Below are 15822 nucleotides of genomic sequence, written 5' to 3' on the forward strand. Positions count from 1 at the left end.
GAGGCCGCCCCCCTGCTCCCGGCAGCCATCGCTGGACGCCGCGGCTTCACCGCGACTTTCTGGCGCCCTTTGCCACCACGGGCCCGGTGATGATTTCGGCAACGCGCGTCGGCATGTCGCCGTCCGCCGTCTATCGGCTCAGGCCGCACGCGAGGCCGAGGTCGCGCAGCTGCGCCGCGCCTTCTTTGGCCTGCCACATCCCGCGAACGATGCCGCGGCGCTTCCAACACTCGCTCTCTGCCCCCAAAATCACCCCGACCCCGATCGATGAAAAACTGCCCAGACCGCGAAAATAATTTGCCTTTATCACGGCATCCAACCCAAATAAAATCGCTGTGCCCGCTCCATATTCATCATCTCGCGCACATGAAAAATGCCGCATCGATTCCGCGTCATCCTGCCGCAATTTTGGGTGGCACCTTGACTTTTCTGGAAGAATCCCTCATATGGGCTTCGCTAACGTCGCCTGCGACGGAATTTGACGGCCTTTTGGGGCAGACTTTTCCCTTCACATGCTACCAGCTCCGCCGGTGCTTTTGCCGGAGGATTTTTTTGTTTTCGTGAAAGGAAACACTCTCATGGCCATCGGCACCGTAAAATTCTTCAACAATGACAAGGGCTACGGCTTCATCGAAAATGAAGACGGCTCGGGCGACAGCTTCGTCCACATCACCGCGGTCCAGGCCGCCGGCATGGATACGCTGAACAAGGAGCAGCGCGTCTCCTACGAACTCGAAACCGGCAAGAACGGTAAGGTTTCGGCGATCAACCTCCAGTCGGCCTGATCTTGGCCAAAGAGGAACTGATGACCTTCGAAGGGCAGGTCGATGAAGTCCTGCCCGACGGGCGCTTCGGCGTCATGCTCGAAAATGGTCATCGGGTCGTCGTCTATACGGCCGGCCGGATGCGGCGTTTCCGCATCCGGACGGTAGTGGGCGACGCGGTCCGCGTCGAAATGACGCCTTATGACCTCAGCAAGGGTCGCCTCGTCTACCGCGAACGCGGCGGCGGGCCGGCCACTCCCGGACAGCGCCGTTCGCGCTGACCGGCTCTATTCAACTAACGAAAAATCAAAGATAAAGATGATGAATCTATTCCCAAGCAATCCCTCGATCATTCCCGCGCTGCCCGCGCTGTCACTCGCCGGAAAGGCCATGATGGCGAACCCGCCGCGCCGCCGCCGCCCGACGCTGTCGCGGCGCGAATTGCGGCGCCTGATCGCCGATATGGTCGACTGATCCGCGCCGCCTGTTTTCCGGCCCCATTTTCAGGAGCAAAGCCCCGTGTCGGCCACCACCGAATTCTACCTCGCCCAGGCGCAGCGTTGCACCGCAGAGGCCGACGCGTCCGGGCTCGACCGGGTCCGCGAGCGCAATCTGCGCGCCGCTGCGGCGTGGCAGGCGATGGCCGACAAGCTGCTCCACACCGAAAAATTGCGCGCCGAAAAGGTGCGCGTTGCCGATGCCATGCCCGAATGATCGGGCATCCAATCGGCTAGGGTCCTGAACCTAGTTGGCGCAGGCGGCCGCCCGTGCGAGCAGCCATTCGCGCTCACGCTCATTGGCCGACAGCGCCGCCGCCGCCTCGAACGCGCCTTTGGCCTCGGCTTTGCGACCGGCGCGCAGCAGGAAATCGCCGCGCGCCGCGGGTAGCGGGGCATAGTTGCGGAGCACCGCTGCGTCGGCGAGCGTATCAACCAGCGCCAGCCCCGCTTCGGGACCGAACGCCATGCTGTGCGCGATCGCCCGGTTGAGTTCGACCACCGGCGATGGCATCACCTGTCCCAACCGATCATAAAGCGCGGCGATCCGCCGCCAGTCGGTGTCCTCGGCGCGCCGCGCCCTGGCATGACAGGCCGCGAGCGCCGCCTGCAACGCATAGGGTCCGCCCGCGCCTCCCAGCGCCTCGACCCGCGCCAGCGCGTTCAACCCGCGGCGGATGAGCAGTTGGTCCCAGCGCGCCCGGTTATGTTCGGTCAGCGGCACGAACCTGCCGTCCGGCCCGGCGCGCGCCGCCAGTCGCGACGCCTGAATCTCCATCAGCGCCAACAGGCCCAGCACTTCCGGCTCATCGGGCATCAGCGCGGCGAGGATGCGCCCCAGTCGCAGCGCCTCGGCGCAGAGCGGCGGCCGCACCAGCGCCGGTCCCGCGGTGGCGGCATAGCCTTCGTTGAAAATCAGATAGACGACTTCCAGCACCGACGGCAGGCGCGCCGCCAGCTCGGCGCCGCGCGGCACCTCGAACGCCACGCCCGCCTTGGCGATCGCTTTCTTGGCGCGGGTGATCCGCGCCGCGATCGTCGCCTCGTTCGACAGGAAAGCCCGCGCAATCTCCTCGACCGTCAGCCCGCCAACGAGCCGTAGCGTCAGCGCGGCGCGTCCGTCGGGCGAAATCACGGGGTGGCAGGCGGCAAAGATCAGCCCGAGCAGTTCGTCGCCCAGCGGATCGTCCAGCGCCGCTTCGACGGCCTCCGCGCTCATGTCGCGCTCCTCGTCCAGTTCGCGGGCAATCTCGGCATGTTTGCGCGTCCGCATCGCATGGTGGCGAACGCCGTCGATCGCGCGCCGCTTCGCCGCAGTCATGAGCCACGCGCCGGGATTGTCCGGAACGCCGCCCCTCGGCCACTCGGTCAGCGCGACGAGCAGCGCATCCTGCGCCAGTTCCTCGGCGCGGTCGACGTCGCGGGTCAGGCGGGCAAGACCGGCAATCAACCTCGCCCGCTCGATGCGGAAAACCGCCTCGATTGCCCTATGGATGTCTTCCATTGCCATGTCCGTCTTGTCCGCGAAGTTCACCGACGAGGCAAGCATGGCAGAGGGCTGAACGGCTTATTCGTTCGCCAGTTGATCGCGCAGCCGTTCTTCGCGCGCCGCGATCTCGGGGGTCACCGCGTCGCCGAAATCCTCCATTTCATAGAAGGGCCGAATTTCCAGATCGCTCGGTCCCATCATCGGGTTGGGGCAGCGTTTGGCCCAGGCGACCGCTTCGTCCATGTCCTTGACTTCCCAGATCCAGTAACCGGCGACCAGTTCGCGCGCTTCGGCGAAAGGACCGTCGGTCACCGTGCGGTTCGGACCGTCGAAATGAATGCGCTTGCCGAACGAGGAGGGCTTCAGCCCGTCGCCCGCGACCATCACCCCGGCGTTGACGAGTTCCTCGTTGAACTTGCCCATCGCCTCGAACATCGCGGTCATTTCCTCGGTTGGCGGCAGACCCTTTTCGCTGTCCTCGGTCGCCTTCACGAACACCATCACACGCATTTGCCATCTCCTTGTTACCGAGGCCAACAACGGCCTCTCATGCTGACGACGAACGAACCCGGTCAGAATCGACAGTCGAATAAATCCGCGGCGCGTCGGGCGTGCTTATCACCGGTTATTGTCTCCACGGCGATTACCTGTCGGATAGACATCGTGCGGTCGACCCGCCGTTGCGGCTCCCCCTGCCGGGTGGCGATCCCGCCATTATCGGCGGCCAAAAAAAGCCCCGCCGGATCGTTCCGGCGGGGCTTTTTTCATGGCCAAGAGCGCAAGCGGCTTATTCCTCGCTGGCGCCTTCGGGGCGTTCCTCGACCATCACATCGTCGGTCGTGAAATCCTCACCCTGCACCTTGCCCAGCGGATCGTCGCCGATCGCCGCTTCGGGGCCCTGCGCGAGTTCGGCCGCATGCTCCTCGGCTGCGGTCCGCGGCGCAATGAGATGCTCCTGGTTCGCAACACGCATCGCGGCGCGCAGCGCGGCATCCTTCGACGAGGCGGTGACGCGGACACGGTTCATGGCAGCGCCGGTACCCGCCGGGATGAGGCGGCCGACGATGACATTTTCCTTGAGCCCCTGCAGCGAGTCGACCTTGCCCTGCACCGACGCTTCGGTGAGAACGCGGGTCGTTTCCTGGAAGGACGCCGCCGAAACGAAGCTGCGCGTTTGCAGGCTCGCCTTGGTGATGCCGAGGAGGACCGGGCGGCCCTCGGCCGGTTTGCCGTTCTTGGGCAGTTTGGCGTTATATTCCATCATCTCCAGATAATCGAGCTGTTCGCCCGGCAGCAGCGTGGTGTCGCCGCCATCGGTGATCTCGACCTTCTGCAGCATCTGGCGAACGATCACCTCGATGTGCTTGTCGTTGATCTTCACGCCCTGGAGTCGATAGACTTCCTGGATCTCCGCGACCAGATATTCGGCCAGCGCCTCGACGCCCATGACGTCGAGGATGTCATGCGGGTTCGGCGAGCCGGAGATCAGCGCATCGCCGCGCTTGACCATGTCGCCTTCCTGCACTTCCAGCACCTTCGACTTGGGGATCAGATATTCGATCGGATCGCCTTCTTCCGGAACGATCGCGATCTTGCGCTTCGCCTTGTAGTCCTTGACGAACTCAATGCGGCCGCTGATCTTCGCGATGACGCTGTTATCCTTCGGAATGCGCGCTTCGAACAGCTCGGCAACCCGCGGCAGACCGCCGGTGATGTCGCGCGTCTTCGACGCTTCGCGGCTCACACGCGCCAGTACGTCGCCCGCCTGCACCGTCTGCCCGTCCTCGACTGAGATCATCGTGCCGACCGCGAGCAGATAGCGTGCAGCTTCGCCCGATGCGTCGTCGAGCAGGGTGATGCGCGGCTGAAGGTCTTCCTTCTTGCTGCGTCCGGCGGCGCGATATTCGATCACCACGCGCTGGGCGATGCCCGTCGCTTCGTCGACCTGTTCGGTCAGCGTCTTGCCGTCGATCAGATCCTGATATTTCACAACGCCCTGCTTTTCGGTGATCAGCGGCATGGTGAACGGATCCCATTCGGCAATCCGGTCGCCCTTCTTCACCTTTTCGCCGTCCTTGTGCATGATCTGCGCACCATAGGGCAGCTTGTGCGACGCGCGTTCGCGGCCTTCGCTGTCGATGATCGCGATCTCGCCCGAACGCGACAGCGCCAGGCGGCGGCCGCGCTGGTCGACGATCGTCGCCATGTCGCGATATTCGATCGTACCGTCCGAAATCGCCTCGACGTTCGACTGTTCGTTGACCTGCGCCGCCCCGCCAATGTGGAAGGTGCGCATGGTCAGCTGGGTGCCGGGTTCGCCGATCGACTGCGCAGCGATAACCCCCACCGCTTCGCCGATATTGACCGGCGTGCCGCGGGCCAGGTCGCGGCCATAGCATTTGCCGCAAACGCCCAGCGTCGCTTCGCAAACGAGCGGCGAGCGAATCTTGACCGACTGGACCTCGGCCTCTTCGATCCGCTGCGTTGTCGCTTCGTCAAGCAAGGTGCCGACGGGCGCGATGACATTGCCGTCCTTGTCGACGACGTCTTCCAGCGTCGTGCGACCGAGGATGCGCTCGCCGAGCGAGGCGATCGTCGAGCCGCCCTGGATGATCGCGCGCATTTCCATGCCGCGGGTGGTGCCGCAATCTTCCTCGATCACGACGCAATCCTGCGACACGTCGACCAGACGGCGGGTCAGATAACCCGAGTTTGCCGTCTTGAGCGCCGTATCGGCCAGACCCTTGCGCGCACCGTGGGTCGAGTTGAAATACTCGAGAACGGTCAGGCCTTCCTTGAAGTTCGAGATGATCGGCGTTTCGATGATCTCGCCCGACGGCTTGGCCATCAGGCCGCGCATGCCGGCGAGCTGCTTCATCTGTGCCTGCGAGCCGCGGGCACCCGAATGCGCCATCATATAGATGGAGTTGATCGGGGCCAGACGGCCGTCGGGCAGCTTCGGCGTAGCGCGGATTTCGTCCATCATCGCGTTCGCGACCTTGTCGCCGCACTGCGACCAGGCATCGATCGCCTTGTTATATTTTTCCTGCTGCGTGATCAGGCCGTCCTGATACTGCTGCTCGAAATCCTTCACCAGCGAGCGGGTTTCGTCGACCAGCTGCTCCTTCGAAGCCGGAATGATCATGTCGTCCTTGCCGAACGAGATGCCCGCCTTGAAAGCATGACGGAAACCCAGCGCCATGATGGCGTCGGCGAACAGCACCGTCTCCTTCTGGCCGGTATGGCGATAGACCTGGTCGATCACGTCGCCGATTTCCTTCTTGGTCAGAAGGCGGTTGACGACGTCAAAGGGCACAGTGTGCGACTTCGGCAGGCATTCGCCGATCAGCATACGGCCCGGCGTGGTTTCAAAGCGCTTCAGATATTCATTGCCCTTCTCGTCGGTCTGCGGAACGCGGCTGATGATTTTCGAGTGCAGCGTGACCGCGCCGATATGCAGCGCCTGATGGACTTCGGCCATATCGGCGAGCAACATGCCTTCGCCCGGCTCGCCTTCGCGCTCCAGCGAGAGATAATAGAGGCCGAGAACCATGTCCTGCGACGGCACGATGATCGGCTTGCCGTTTGCGGGGCTGAGGATGTTGTTGGTCGACATCATCAGCACGCGCGCTTCCAGCTGGGCTTCCAGCGAGAGCGGGACGTGGACCGCCATCTGGTCGCCGTCGAAGTCGGCGTTGAACGCGGCGCAGACCAGCGGGTGCAGCTGGATCGCCTTGCCCTCGATCAGCACCGGCTCGAACGCCTGGATGCCGAGGCGGTGGAGCGTCGGGGCACGGTTCAGGAGGACCGGGTGCTCGCGAATAACCTCGTCGAGGATGTCCCAGACTTCCTTGCGCTCCTTCTCGACCCACTTCTTCGCCTGCTTGAGGGTCATCGACAGACCCTTGGCGTCGAGGCGCGCATAGATGAACGGCTTGAAAAGCTCGAGCGCCATCTTCTTGGGCAGGCCGCACTGGTGCAGCTTGAGTTCGGGACCGGTGACGATCACCGAACGGCCCGAATAGTCGACGCGCTTGCCGAGCAGGTTCTGGCGGAAGCGGCCCTGCTTGCCCTTGAGCATGTCGGACAGCGACTTCAGCGGACGCTTGTTGGCGCCGGTGATCGTGCGACCGCGGCGGCCGTTGTCGAACAGCGCGTCGACGGCTTCCTGCAACATGCGCTTCTCGTTGCGGACGATGATGTCCGGCGCACGCAGTTCCATCAGGCGCTTCAGACGGTTGTTGCGGTTGATGACGCGGCGATAGAGGTCGTTGAGGTCCGACGTCGCGAAGCGGCCGCCGTCGAGCGGCACCAGCGGGCGCAGTTCGGGCGGGATGACCGGAACGACCTCCAGGATCATCCATTCGGGGCGGTTGCCCGATTCGATGAAGGATTCCACGACTTTCAGGCGCTTGATGATCTTCTTGGGCTTGAGCTCCGACTTGGTCGTCGCCAGCTCTTCCATCAGGTCGGTGCGTTCCTGCTCGAGGTCGAGATTTTCGAGCAGAGTGCGGATCGCCTCGGCGCCGATACCGGCCGAAAAAGCATCTTCGCCATACTCGTCCTGCGCGTCGAGCAGTTCGTCTTCGGTCAGCAGCTGGAACTTCTCGAGCGGGGTCAGGCCGGGCTCAAGGACGATATAGGCTTCGAAATAGAGGACGCGCTCGAGCTGCTTGAGCTGCATGTCGAGCAGCAGGCCGATGCGCGACGGCAGCGACTTCAGGAACCAGATGTGCGCGACGGGTGCGGCAAGCTCGATATGGCCCATGCGCTCGCGGCGCACTTTCGTGACCGTGACTTCGACACCGCATTTTTCGCAGACGATGCCCTTGTATTTCATACGCTTGTACTTGCCGCACAGGCATTCATAATCCTTGATCGGACCGAAAATGCGCGCGCAGAACAGCCCGTCACGTTCAGGCTTGAACGTGCGGTAGTTGATCGTTTCGGGCTTCTTGATCTCGCCAAACGACCACGAGCGGATGCGCTCGGGGCTCGCGATGCCGATCTTGATCATGTCGAAGGTTTCGGGCTTCGCGACCGGGTTCATGAAGTTGGTAAGCTGGTTCATTTGTCTGCTCCATCTTCCCCTCTCGCGCCGGGGCGAGAGGGGTGAGGAAAAATCTTATTCGGCGGCTTCGGGAAGGGCTTCGGGACCTTCGTCGGGATCTTCTTCCGCATAGGAAGACAGTTCGACGTTGAGGCCCAGCGAGCGCATTTCCTTGACGAGCACGTTGAAGCTTTCGGGAATGCCGGCCTCGAACGTATCGTCGCCCTTGACGATCGCTTCGTAAACCTTGGTGCGGCCGATCACGTCGTCGGACTTCACCGTCAGCATTTCCTGGAGCGTGTATGCCGCGCCATAGGCTTGCAGCGCCCACACTTCCATTTCACCGAAGCGCTGGCCGCCGAACTGCGCCTTACCGCCCAGCGGCTGCTGGGTGACGAGGCTGTACGGCCCGATCGAACGCGCGTGGATCTTGTCGTCGACAAGGTGATGGAGCTTCAGCATATAGATGTAGCCCACGGTCACCTTGCGGTCGAACTTGTCGCCGGTGCGGCCGTCATACAGGTCCGACTGACCCGATTCATCAAGTCCCGCCAGCGTCAGCATGTTCGACACATCGGCTTCCTTCGCGCCGTCGAACACCGGCGTCGCGAAGGGCACGCCGACCTTCAGGTTCGACGCCAGCTCGATAATGCCTTCGGCATCGCGCGAACGGATGTCTTCGACATATTCAGCGCCATAAACATGCTCCAGCTTTTCGCGCACCGCCTCGGGCATTTCGCCACCCGTCGCATCGGGATTGGCGTCGCGCCATTCCTCCAGCGCCCTCGTGACCTGTTGCCCCAGCCCGCGCGACGCCCAGCCAAGATGTGTTTCGAGGATCTGTCCGACATTCATGCGCGACGGCACGCCCAGCGGATTCAGCACGATATCGACCGGCGTGCCGTCCTCGAGGAACGGCATGTCCTCGACGGGCAGGATGCGGCTGATGACGCCCTTGTTGCCGTGACGACCGGCCATCTTGTCGCCCGGTTGCAGCTTGCGCTTCACCGCGACGAAGACCTTGACCATCTTGAGCACGCCGGGGGCGAGTTCGTCGCCGCGCTGCAGCTTTTCGACGCGATCTTCATATTTCGCGTTGATCCGCTTGATCGCATCGTCATACTGCGCCTTGATCGCTTCCAGCGCGGTCTGCGCCTTGTCGTCGACCACCGCGAGCTTCCACCAGTCGGCACGGTCGAGTCCGACCAGCATCTCTTCGGTGACGATGTCACCCTTTTTCAACCCCTTCGGCACGGCGCTGGTCGCCTGACCGACCAGCAGGTCCTTGAGGCTGGAGAAGGTCGCGCGGTTGAGGATCGCGCGCTCGTCGTCGGCGTCCTGCTTCAGGCGCTCGATTTCCTCGCGTTCGATCGCGATCGCGCGCTCGTCCTTGTCGATGCCGTGACGGTTGAAGACGCGGACTTCGACGACCGTGCCCGACACGCCGGGCGGCAGGCGGAGCGAGGTGTCGCGCACGTCGCTGGCCTTTTCGCCGAAAATCGCGCGCAGCAGCTTTTCTTCCGGCGTCATCGGCGATTCACCCTTCGGGGTGATCTTGCCGGCCAGGATGTCGCCGGGGCCGACCTCGGCGCCGATATAGACGATGCCCGCTTCGTCGAGGTTGCGCAGCGCTTCCTCGCCGACGTTCGGAATGTCGCGCGTGATGTCTTCGGGGCCAAGGCGCGTGTCGCGCGCGGTGACCTCAAACTCCTCGATGTGGATCGAGGTGAAGACGTCGTCCTTCACGATGCGTTCGGAAATGAGGATCGAGTCCTCATAATTGTAGCCGTTCCACGGCATGAAGGCGACGAGCACATTCTTGCCGAGCGCCAGTTCGCCAAGCTCGGTCGACGGGCCGTCGGCGATGATATCGCCGGCGCGGACCACGTCGCCCACCTTCACCAGCGGACGCTGGTTGATGCAGGTGTTCTGGTTCGACCGCTGGAACTTCTGCAGGCGATAGATGTCGACGCCCGACTTGCCGGGTTCGACCATGTCGGTCGCACGGATCACGATACGCGTCGCGTCGACCTGGTCGATCACGCCGCCGCGGCGCGCCGCGATCGCGGCGCCCGAGTCGCGGGCAACGGTTTCTTCCATGCCCGTGCCGACGACCGGCGCCTCGGCGCGGAGCAAAGGCACCGCCTGACGCTGCATGTTCGACCCCATCAGCGCGCGGTTGGCGTCATCGTTTTCGAGGAACGGAATCAGCGACGCGGCAACCGAAACGAGCTGCTTCGGCGACACGTCCATCAGCGTGATCTGCTCGCGCGGCGCCATCAGGAACTCGCCTGCTTCGCGCGCGGAAATCAGTTCGTCGATGAAGCTGCCGTCGGGATTCAGATCAGCGTTCGCCTGCGCAACCGTGTGCTTCGATTCCTCCATCGCCGAGAGGTAAACGACCTCGTTCGTCACCTTGCCGTCGACGACGCGGCGGTATGGCGTTTCGATGAAGCCATATTTGTTGACGCGCGCAAAGGTCGCGAGGCTGTTGATCAGACCGATGTTCGGGCCTTCGGGCGTTTCAATCGGGCAGATGCGGCCATAGTGGGTCGGATGAACGTCGCGGACTTCAAAGCCCGCACGCTCACGCGTCAGACCACCCGGCCCAAGCGCCGACACGCGGCGCTTGTGGGTGACTTCCGACAAGGGATTGGTCTGGTCCATGAACTGCGAAAGCTGCGACGAGCCGAAGAATTCGCGCACCGCGGCGACCGCGGGCTTCGCGTTGATCAGGTCATTCGGCATCACCGTCGACACGTCGACCGAGCTCATGCGCTCCTTGACCGCGCGCTCCATGCGCAGCAGGCCGACGCGATACTGGTTTTCGAGCAGCTCGCCGACCGAACGGACGCGGCGGTTGCCCAGATTGTCGATGTCGTCGATTTCGCCCTTGCCGTCTTTCAGGTTCACCAGCTCCTTGACCACGGCGAGAATGTCCTCGCTGCGCAGCGTGGTGACCGTGTCCTCGGCATCGAGGCCCAGGCGCATGTTGAGCTTGACGCGGCCGACAGCCGACAGATCGTAACGCTCGGGGTCGAAGAACAGGCCTGCGAACAGCGCTTCCGCGGTTTCGCGCGTCGGCGGTTCACCAGGGCGCATGACGCGGTAGATGTCCGACAGCGCCTGGTCGCGATCCTCGGCCTTGTCGGCCTTCAGCGTGTTGCGAATCCACGGGCCGGTGTTGTTGTGGTCGATGTCGAGCAGAACCAGCTTGTCGATACCCGCGGCGTCGAGCTTCTCCAGATTCTCGGCCGACACTTCGTCGCCGGCCTCGATGTAAATCTCGCCGGTCGATTCGTTGATGAGGTCGTAAGCCGAATAGCGGCCGAAGATTTCCTCGGTCGGGATCAGCAGCGTGTCGAGACCGTCCTTCGCCGCCTTGTTGGCAAGGCGCGGGCTGATCTTGTGCCCGGCGGCAAAGACGACTTCGCCGGTCTTGGCGTCCACGACGTCGAACGCGGGCTTCGAACCGCGCCAGTTTTCGACCATGAACGGTACTTTCCAGCCATTCTCGGCGCGCTCGAAGACGAGGCGGTCATAGAAATGGTTGAGAATCTCCTCGCCCGTCATGCCCAGCGCATAGAGCAGGCTGGTGACCGGCAGCTTGCGCTTGCGGTCGATACGGACATTGACAATGTCCTTGGCGTCGAACTCGAAATCGAGCCACGAACCGCGGTACGGGATCACGCGCGCGGCGAAAAGGAACTTGCCCGACGAATGGGTCTTGCCGCGGTCATGGTCGAAGAGCACACCCGGCGAACGGTGCATCTGCGACACGATGACGCGCTCGGTGCCGTTGACGAAGAAGGTGCCGTTCTCGGTCATGAGCGGCATGTCGCCCATGTAAACGTCCTGTTCCTTGATATCGAGGACGCTGCGCGTGTCGGTTTCGCTGTCGACTTCAAAGACGATCAGGCGCAGCGTTACCTTCATCGGCGCCGCATAGGTGATGCCGCGCTGACGGCATTCCTCGACGTCATATTTGGGCGCTTCAAGTTCGTAATGAACGAAGTCGAGCTCGGCGGTGCCGGCGAAATCGCGGATCGGAAAAACGCTGCGCAGCGTCTTTTCAAGACCCGAAACATAACCGATCGAGGGGTCCGAGCGCAGGAACTGCTCATAGGATTCGCGCTGCACCTCAATCAGGTTGGGCATTTCCACCGCTTCGTGGATATTGCCGAACAGCTTGCGGATTCGCTTGGTCGCGGTTGCTTCGAGGGCCTGGCCCACCGACTTCGCCTTGGTCGCCATAAGTGATTGTCTCGCCTTGATAAAATAACTCGCGGACGCGATAGAGACGCAAAAAGGCCGCAGGCAACCGTTGCCGGTTTACCGCAGCTTCTTGACGCATCTCGAAATCCCCGCCGCCCTATCCGTACAGCCTGCCGCGCAAAGTCAGGCCCTATCTCGGACGATGGGGAGTGACCGGCATATAGGATTTGACACACGCCGAGTCAACGCCGCGCCCCCTTGCACTCCTCCAGCAAATGCGTCACAACTTTACGTGAACGTAAAGGTAAAGCCCCAGCGAGAGGATATTTCCCCATGACCGACCTGCCCGCTTTCGACACGATCAGGCTCGACTTCGCCGATGCCGTCGCGACGATCACGCTCAACCGCCCCGACCGGCTCAATTCGATGCCGCCGGAAATGGCCGACGAGATCCGCGCCGCGCTCGATCACCTGCCCGCCCTCGGCGCGCGCGCGCTGCTCATCACGGGCGAAGGTCGCGGCTTTTGTTCGGGCGCCGACCTCGCGGGCGACCGTTCGGGCGGCGCCGTCGGCGGTGGCGCACGCAGCCGCAATGCGCTGCGCGGCCATTACAACCCGATGTTGCTCGCGCTTGCCAACCTCGACATTCCCGTCGTCGTCGCGGTCAATGGCCCGGCGGCGGGCGTCGGGTGCAGTTTCGCGCTGTCGGGCGATTTCACCATCGCGGGCAAGAGCGCCTATTTCCTCCAGGCATTCGTGAACATCGGCCTTGTCCCCGATGGCGGTTCGTCGTGGCTGCTGCCGCGCCTGGTCGGTGTGCCGCGGGCGTTGCAGATGATGATGCTGGGCGAAAAGATCGGCGCCGATCAGGCCGCCGACTGGGGCATGATCTACAAATGCGTCGACGATGCCGCGTTGATGGCCGAGGCCAAGACGCTGGCCGCACGCCTCGCCAATGGTCCGACGATCGCACTCGGCACGATGCGCAAGCTGTTGCGCGATGGACTGTCGCAGGATTTCGCGACCACGCTCGACGCCGAAGCCAGGGGCCAGTTCATCGCGGGCGACAGCGCCGACGCGATGGAGGGCATCATGGCCTTTCAGCAGAAGCGCAAGACCGAGTTCAGAGGGAAATAGCCCCGCACCGCCCGATCCCGTTCGTGTCGGGCGAAGTCGAGACACCCCGAAGGCAAGCGCAAAGCCGATTGGCATCTCGACCTCGCTCGATGCGCTCGATGCGAGCAGGTTCCTGTTGCCGCACTTTACCTGAACTACTCCGCCGCTTCCGCGGTCATCACCTTCTTGTAGATGCTGCTTTTCGGATAGGAGCAGATCCGCATCACCATCGGCTCGAAGAACTCGAGCGGCTCGCTGTCGTAATCGGGGTCGAACGCCGGCGCGTCATATTTCTCGCAGAACTCGGCGCACGCATCGTAATAAGGGCTATCCTTGAACTGGTCGCGCATGTCGCGGTCGAGCCCGAGATAGTGGAAGAAATAATGGCCCTGGAAGATGCCGTGGTGCTGGACGATCCACAGATTTTCCTCGGTCAGAAAGGGCTTCAGGATCGCCGCCGCGACGTCGGGGTGATTGAACGCGCCCAGCGTGTCGCCGATATCGTGGAGCAGCGCCATCACGACATATTCCTCGTCGCGGCCGTCCCGATGCGCGCGCGTCGCGGTTTGCAGACAATGTTCCAGCCGGTCCACCGGAAAGCCGCCATAATCGCCGCCGAGCAGCTTCAGATGGTCGAGAATGCGTCTGCCATTCTGCGGCGCAAAGGCTTTCTGCTCGCGCGCGATGATGTCCCAGTCTTCCTGCGTCCCGTCGATCATCGAGCGGAAACGCGCATGGTCACGCGTGATATCGGTCATGGCAGCCTCTCCTTGTTGGCCGCCAGTCTACGTTATTCGTTTCGGTTTGCAACGCTATGCAAAGCGCATCACTCGGGCGCGTAGGTCACACCATATTTCAGAGCCTCGTCGAGCGTCAGGCACCGGCGCGTCGACTTGTTTTCCCCGGTCGCAACCGCTTGCTGGCGATACATGATCTCGGTCAGCAATTTTCGCGAGATTCCCATACGGATCAGGAAATCATTATCCTCGCTGGCGAGCAGCGCCGAATCCTGTTCGATGTCGCCGATCAGTTCGCGCGTCGCATCGGTGCCGAGCGCGACGCTCATGTCGATCGCCGCCCGATCGCCTGTCCGCGTGAACATATGAACCATGAAGACGCCACCGGGATCGATCACGCGTGGCTGCCCGCCCATGAACACGAAATTGCACGCGCTGAAACAGGCCCAACCGCTCGGAATACGCGTCGTCAGCCCCATGTTCGACCGGATTATTCGCCCCGCGGCATTGCCGGCGCGCGCATCGCCGCCAGGCGAGCGTAGCCAGATTTCGCCCACATCGGGGTTTGCCTTGAGCGCGGCAGCCAGACGGTCGGGCAGGCCGGGATCGACGCGCCCCTCTGCCAGCATCACCTTGATGCCGCCGCGCTTCTCGATCGTCAGCGTCATCGTCGGGTTGTTCGACCAATTGGGATTCAGCGGACATGTCGGATTGACCGGATCCATCCCGGTCGCCCCGGTCAACCCCCCGATAGCCAGAACCGCAAAGCCCAGGCGTGCCGCCTTACGCTGCCAGGACATAGCGCGACTCGCCCGGCCCCTTGCACATCCGTTTGGTGACGCGCGTTTCCTCGCCCTCGACAATGATGAAGTCGTTGACGTTCATGCATTTGCGCCCGCCGCGCTCGTCGTTGATCGACGCCACGGTCGACGATCCGCTGACATTGGGACGGGTTTCGCTCGTCCAGTTGGCGGTCGCGCCGACCTCTTCGCCGCGCGTGACTTCCTCGGTCGCCGCCGCGGCCTGAACCTGCTCGGCGGGATCAAGACGGCAGGCGATGGCATCGGTCAGCGTCCCGCTCACCTCCGCGATCGGGACATAAGAATAGACCCCCGCCTTGCTCGCCGCGTCGCCGACGGCATCGCTGATGACATTGCCCAGGATGTTGCGTCCGATGCTGCTGCCCTTCTTGCCTTTGGGACAACCGCCATTGTCGTTTTCGCTCGGCGCGGGCGCCGGCGTGGTCACCTTGCGCAGCAGGCTGCCGAATTGCGCCTCTGCCGGAGTGATCGCGAGAAGGCAGGTCGCAAATACCGCAGGGGTCGCCAGGATTTTACGCATGATCTGTTTCACCTGTTCCGCGCCCGCAACCGGGCAGTCGTGCGACCCTTTTATCGCCGAAGCATGCCACCCGCTGTGATTTTCATCAACCGTGCAACTTATCTCATCCTGACAGGTTGAATTAAGGCGGATTATGTCACACTAAGCCGCCATGCTCTCGCAGAAGACCCGCTATACGATCCGCGCGTTCCAGCATCTTGCCGACCATTGGGGCAGGGGGCAGGTCCAGCTTGCGGACATCGCCGAGGCGCAGAATATCCCGCCCAAGTTCCTGACCGTCATCCTGTCCGAAATGGCGCGCGAGGGGCTGTTGATTTCGCAGCGCGGCCGCGACGGAGGTTATCAGCTTGCGCTGCCTCCCGTCGACATCAGCTATGGCGACCTCGTCCGCCTGACGCGCGGGTCGCTGGCGCTCGTCCCCTGCGCCGCACGCAACGCGCACGAACATTGCAAGAATTGCCTGCCCGAAGCCGAATGCCGACTCCGCAGCCTGATGTTGAAGGTGCGCGACGAGACCGCATCGATCCTCGACCGCATCACGCTGGCCGACCCGATCGAACTCGAACCCGTTTTCGAGACCGAAGCAGCGGCCTGAAAGCCTCCACTCGCCGCA

13 protein-coding genes and 1 pseudogene are annotated in these 15822 nt (G+C 63.0%); 6 read left to right on the forward strand and 8 right to left on the reverse strand.

Features of this window, described 5'->3' with window-relative positions:
* Window positions 1-130: 130 nt before the first annotated feature.
* Entirely contained in the window at window positions 131-406 is a 276-nt protein-coding gene (locus SALA_RS07495; RefSeq protein ID WP_153802657.1) for a hypothetical protein, read from the reverse strand.
* Window positions 407-578: 172 nt separating this feature from the next.
* Between SALA_RS07495 and SALA_RS07500 the strand changes: the two genes are divergently transcribed.
* From SALA_RS07500 to SALA_RS07510, 4 genes are read left to right on the forward strand one after another with little or no spacing between them, the layout of a single operon-like run.
* Window positions 579-785, forward strand: coding sequence for a cold-shock protein (locus SALA_RS07500; RefSeq protein ID WP_041383868.1), 207 nt, complete (start codon window positions 579-581; stop codon window positions 783-785).
* A gap of 2 nt (window positions 786-787) precedes the next feature.
* Window positions 788-1045: a translation initiation factor IF-1 gene (infA, locus tag SALA_RS07505; protein ID WP_041383176.1), complete on the forward strand. Its 258-nt coding sequence runs from the start codon at window positions 788-790 to the stop codon at window positions 1043-1045.
* A gap of 37 nt (window positions 1046-1082) precedes the next feature.
* Window positions 1083-1238 (forward strand): hypothetical protein, encoded by a 156-nt coding sequence (locus tag SALA_RS17105; RefSeq protein WP_237700937.1) that lies wholly within the window; start codon window positions 1083-1085, stop codon window positions 1236-1238.
* Between the two features lie 45 nt (window positions 1239-1283).
* Window positions 1284-1478, forward strand: a complete 195-nt coding sequence (locus tag SALA_RS07510; protein WP_011541775.1) for a hypothetical protein — start codon at window positions 1284-1286, stop codon at window positions 1476-1478.
* 30 nt (window positions 1479-1508) lie between these two features.
* Here SALA_RS07510 and SALA_RS07515 read toward each other — a convergent pair whose 3' ends face one another.
* The 4 genes and pseudogenes from SALA_RS07515 to rpoB form a co-directional block, all read right to left on the reverse strand.
* On the reverse strand, window positions 1509-2765 hold the full coding sequence (locus tag SALA_RS07515) for an RNA polymerase sigma factor (protein ID WP_202795312.1): 1257 nt from the start codon (window positions 2763-2765) through the stop codon (window positions 1509-1511).
* Between the two features lie 135 nt (window positions 2766-2900).
* Window positions 2901-3260 (reverse strand): annotated as a pseudogene (locus SALA_RS07520) (YciI family protein); the annotation flags it as partial.
* Window positions 3261-3537: 277 nt separating this feature from the next.
* Window positions 3538-7821 carry a DNA-directed RNA polymerase subunit beta' gene (gene rpoC, locus SALA_RS07525; RefSeq protein WP_011541778.1) on the reverse strand — a complete coding sequence of 1428 codons (4284 nt, stop codon included), beginning with the start codon at window positions 7819-7821 and terminating at the stop codon, window positions 3538-3540.
* Between the two features lie 54 nt (window positions 7822-7875).
* On the reverse strand, window positions 7876-12054 hold the full coding sequence (gene rpoB, locus SALA_RS07530) for a DNA-directed RNA polymerase subunit beta (protein WP_011541779.1): 4179 nt from the start codon (window positions 12052-12054) through the stop codon (window positions 7876-7878).
* Between the two features lie 294 nt (window positions 12055-12348).
* On the opposite strand from rpoB, the gene SALA_RS07535 reads away from it, so the two are divergent.
* A complete protein-coding gene (locus SALA_RS07535; RefSeq protein WP_011541780.1) occupies window positions 12349-13152 on the forward strand; it encodes an enoyl-CoA hydratase-related protein in 804 nt (267 codons plus the stop codon).
* A 134-nt stretch (window positions 13153-13286) separates the two neighbouring features.
* On the opposite strand, the gene SALA_RS07540 is transcribed toward SALA_RS07535, so the two are convergent.
* From SALA_RS07540 to SALA_RS07550, 3 genes are all read right to left on the reverse strand, one after another.
* On the reverse strand, window positions 13287-13889 hold the full coding sequence (locus SALA_RS07540; RefSeq protein ID WP_011541781.1) for an HD domain-containing protein: 603 nt from the start codon (window positions 13887-13889) through the stop codon (window positions 13287-13289).
* Between the two features lie 68 nt (window positions 13890-13957).
* On the reverse strand, window positions 13958-14668 hold the full coding sequence (locus SALA_RS07545; protein WP_153802659.1) for a hypothetical protein: 711 nt from the start codon (window positions 14666-14668) through the stop codon (window positions 13958-13960).
* Window positions 14652-15209: a hypothetical protein gene (locus SALA_RS07550; RefSeq protein ID WP_011541783.1), complete on the reverse strand. Its 558-nt coding sequence runs from the start codon at window positions 15207-15209 to the stop codon at window positions 14652-14654. Before SALA_RS07550 ends, SALA_RS07545 begins: the two co-directional genes overlap by 17 nt.
* Window positions 15210-15360: 151 nt before the next feature.
* On the opposite strand from SALA_RS07550, the gene SALA_RS07555 reads away from it, so the two are divergent.
* The gene (locus SALA_RS07555) at window positions 15361-15804 is read left to right on the forward strand and encodes an RrF2 family transcriptional regulator (RefSeq protein WP_011541784.1); all 444 of its coding nucleotides are present in this window, start codon (window positions 15361-15363) and stop codon (window positions 15802-15804) included.
* Window positions 15805-15822: the final 18 nt, after the last annotated feature.

Source organism: Sphingopyxis alaskensis RB2256 (genome assembly GCF_000013985.1).
GTDB lineage: Bacteria > Pseudomonadota > Alphaproteobacteria > Sphingomonadales > Sphingomonadaceae > Sphingopyxis > Sphingopyxis alaskensis.

What these genes read in the sequence shown, in the direction of transcription:
- rpoB (WP_011541779.1), bottom strand. Translation starts at nt 12,054, where the DNA reads ATGGCGACCAAGGCGAAGTCGGTGGGCCAGGCCCTCGAAGCAACCGCG.
- SALA_RS07555 (WP_011541784.1), top strand. Translation starts at nt 15,361, where the DNA reads ATGCTCTCGCAGAAGACCCGCTATACGATCCGCGCGTTCCAGCATCTT.
- SALA_RS07550 (WP_011541783.1), bottom strand. Translation starts at nt 15,209, where the DNA reads ATGCGTAAAATCCTGGCGACCCCTGCGGTATTTGCGACCTGCCTTCTC.
- SALA_RS07545 (WP_153802659.1), bottom strand. Translation starts at nt 14,668, where the DNA reads ATGTCCTGGCAGCGTAAGGCGGCACGCCTGGGCTTTGCGGTTCTGGCT.
- SALA_RS17105 (WP_237700937.1), top strand. Translation starts at nt 1,083, where the DNA reads ATGATGAATCTATTCCCAAGCAATCCCTCGATCATTCCCGCGCTGCCC.
- rpoC (WP_011541778.1), bottom strand. Translation starts at nt 7,821, where the DNA reads ATGAACCAGCTTACCAACTTCATGAACCCGGTCGCGAAGCCCGAAACC.
- SALA_RS07500 (WP_041383868.1), top strand. Translation starts at nt 579, where the DNA reads ATGGCCATCGGCACCGTAAAATTCTTCAACAATGACAAGGGCTACGGC.
- SALA_RS07540 (WP_011541781.1), bottom strand. Translation starts at nt 13,889, where the DNA reads ATGACCGATATCACGCGTGACCATGCGCGTTTCCGCTCGATGATCGAC.
- SALA_RS07515 (WP_202795312.1), bottom strand. Translation starts at nt 2,765, where the DNA reads ATGGAAGACATCCATAGGGCAATCGAGGCGGTTTTCCGCATCGAGCGG.
- SALA_RS07535 (WP_011541780.1), top strand. Translation starts at nt 12,349, where the DNA reads ATGACCGACCTGCCCGCTTTCGACACGATCAGGCTCGACTTCGCCGAT.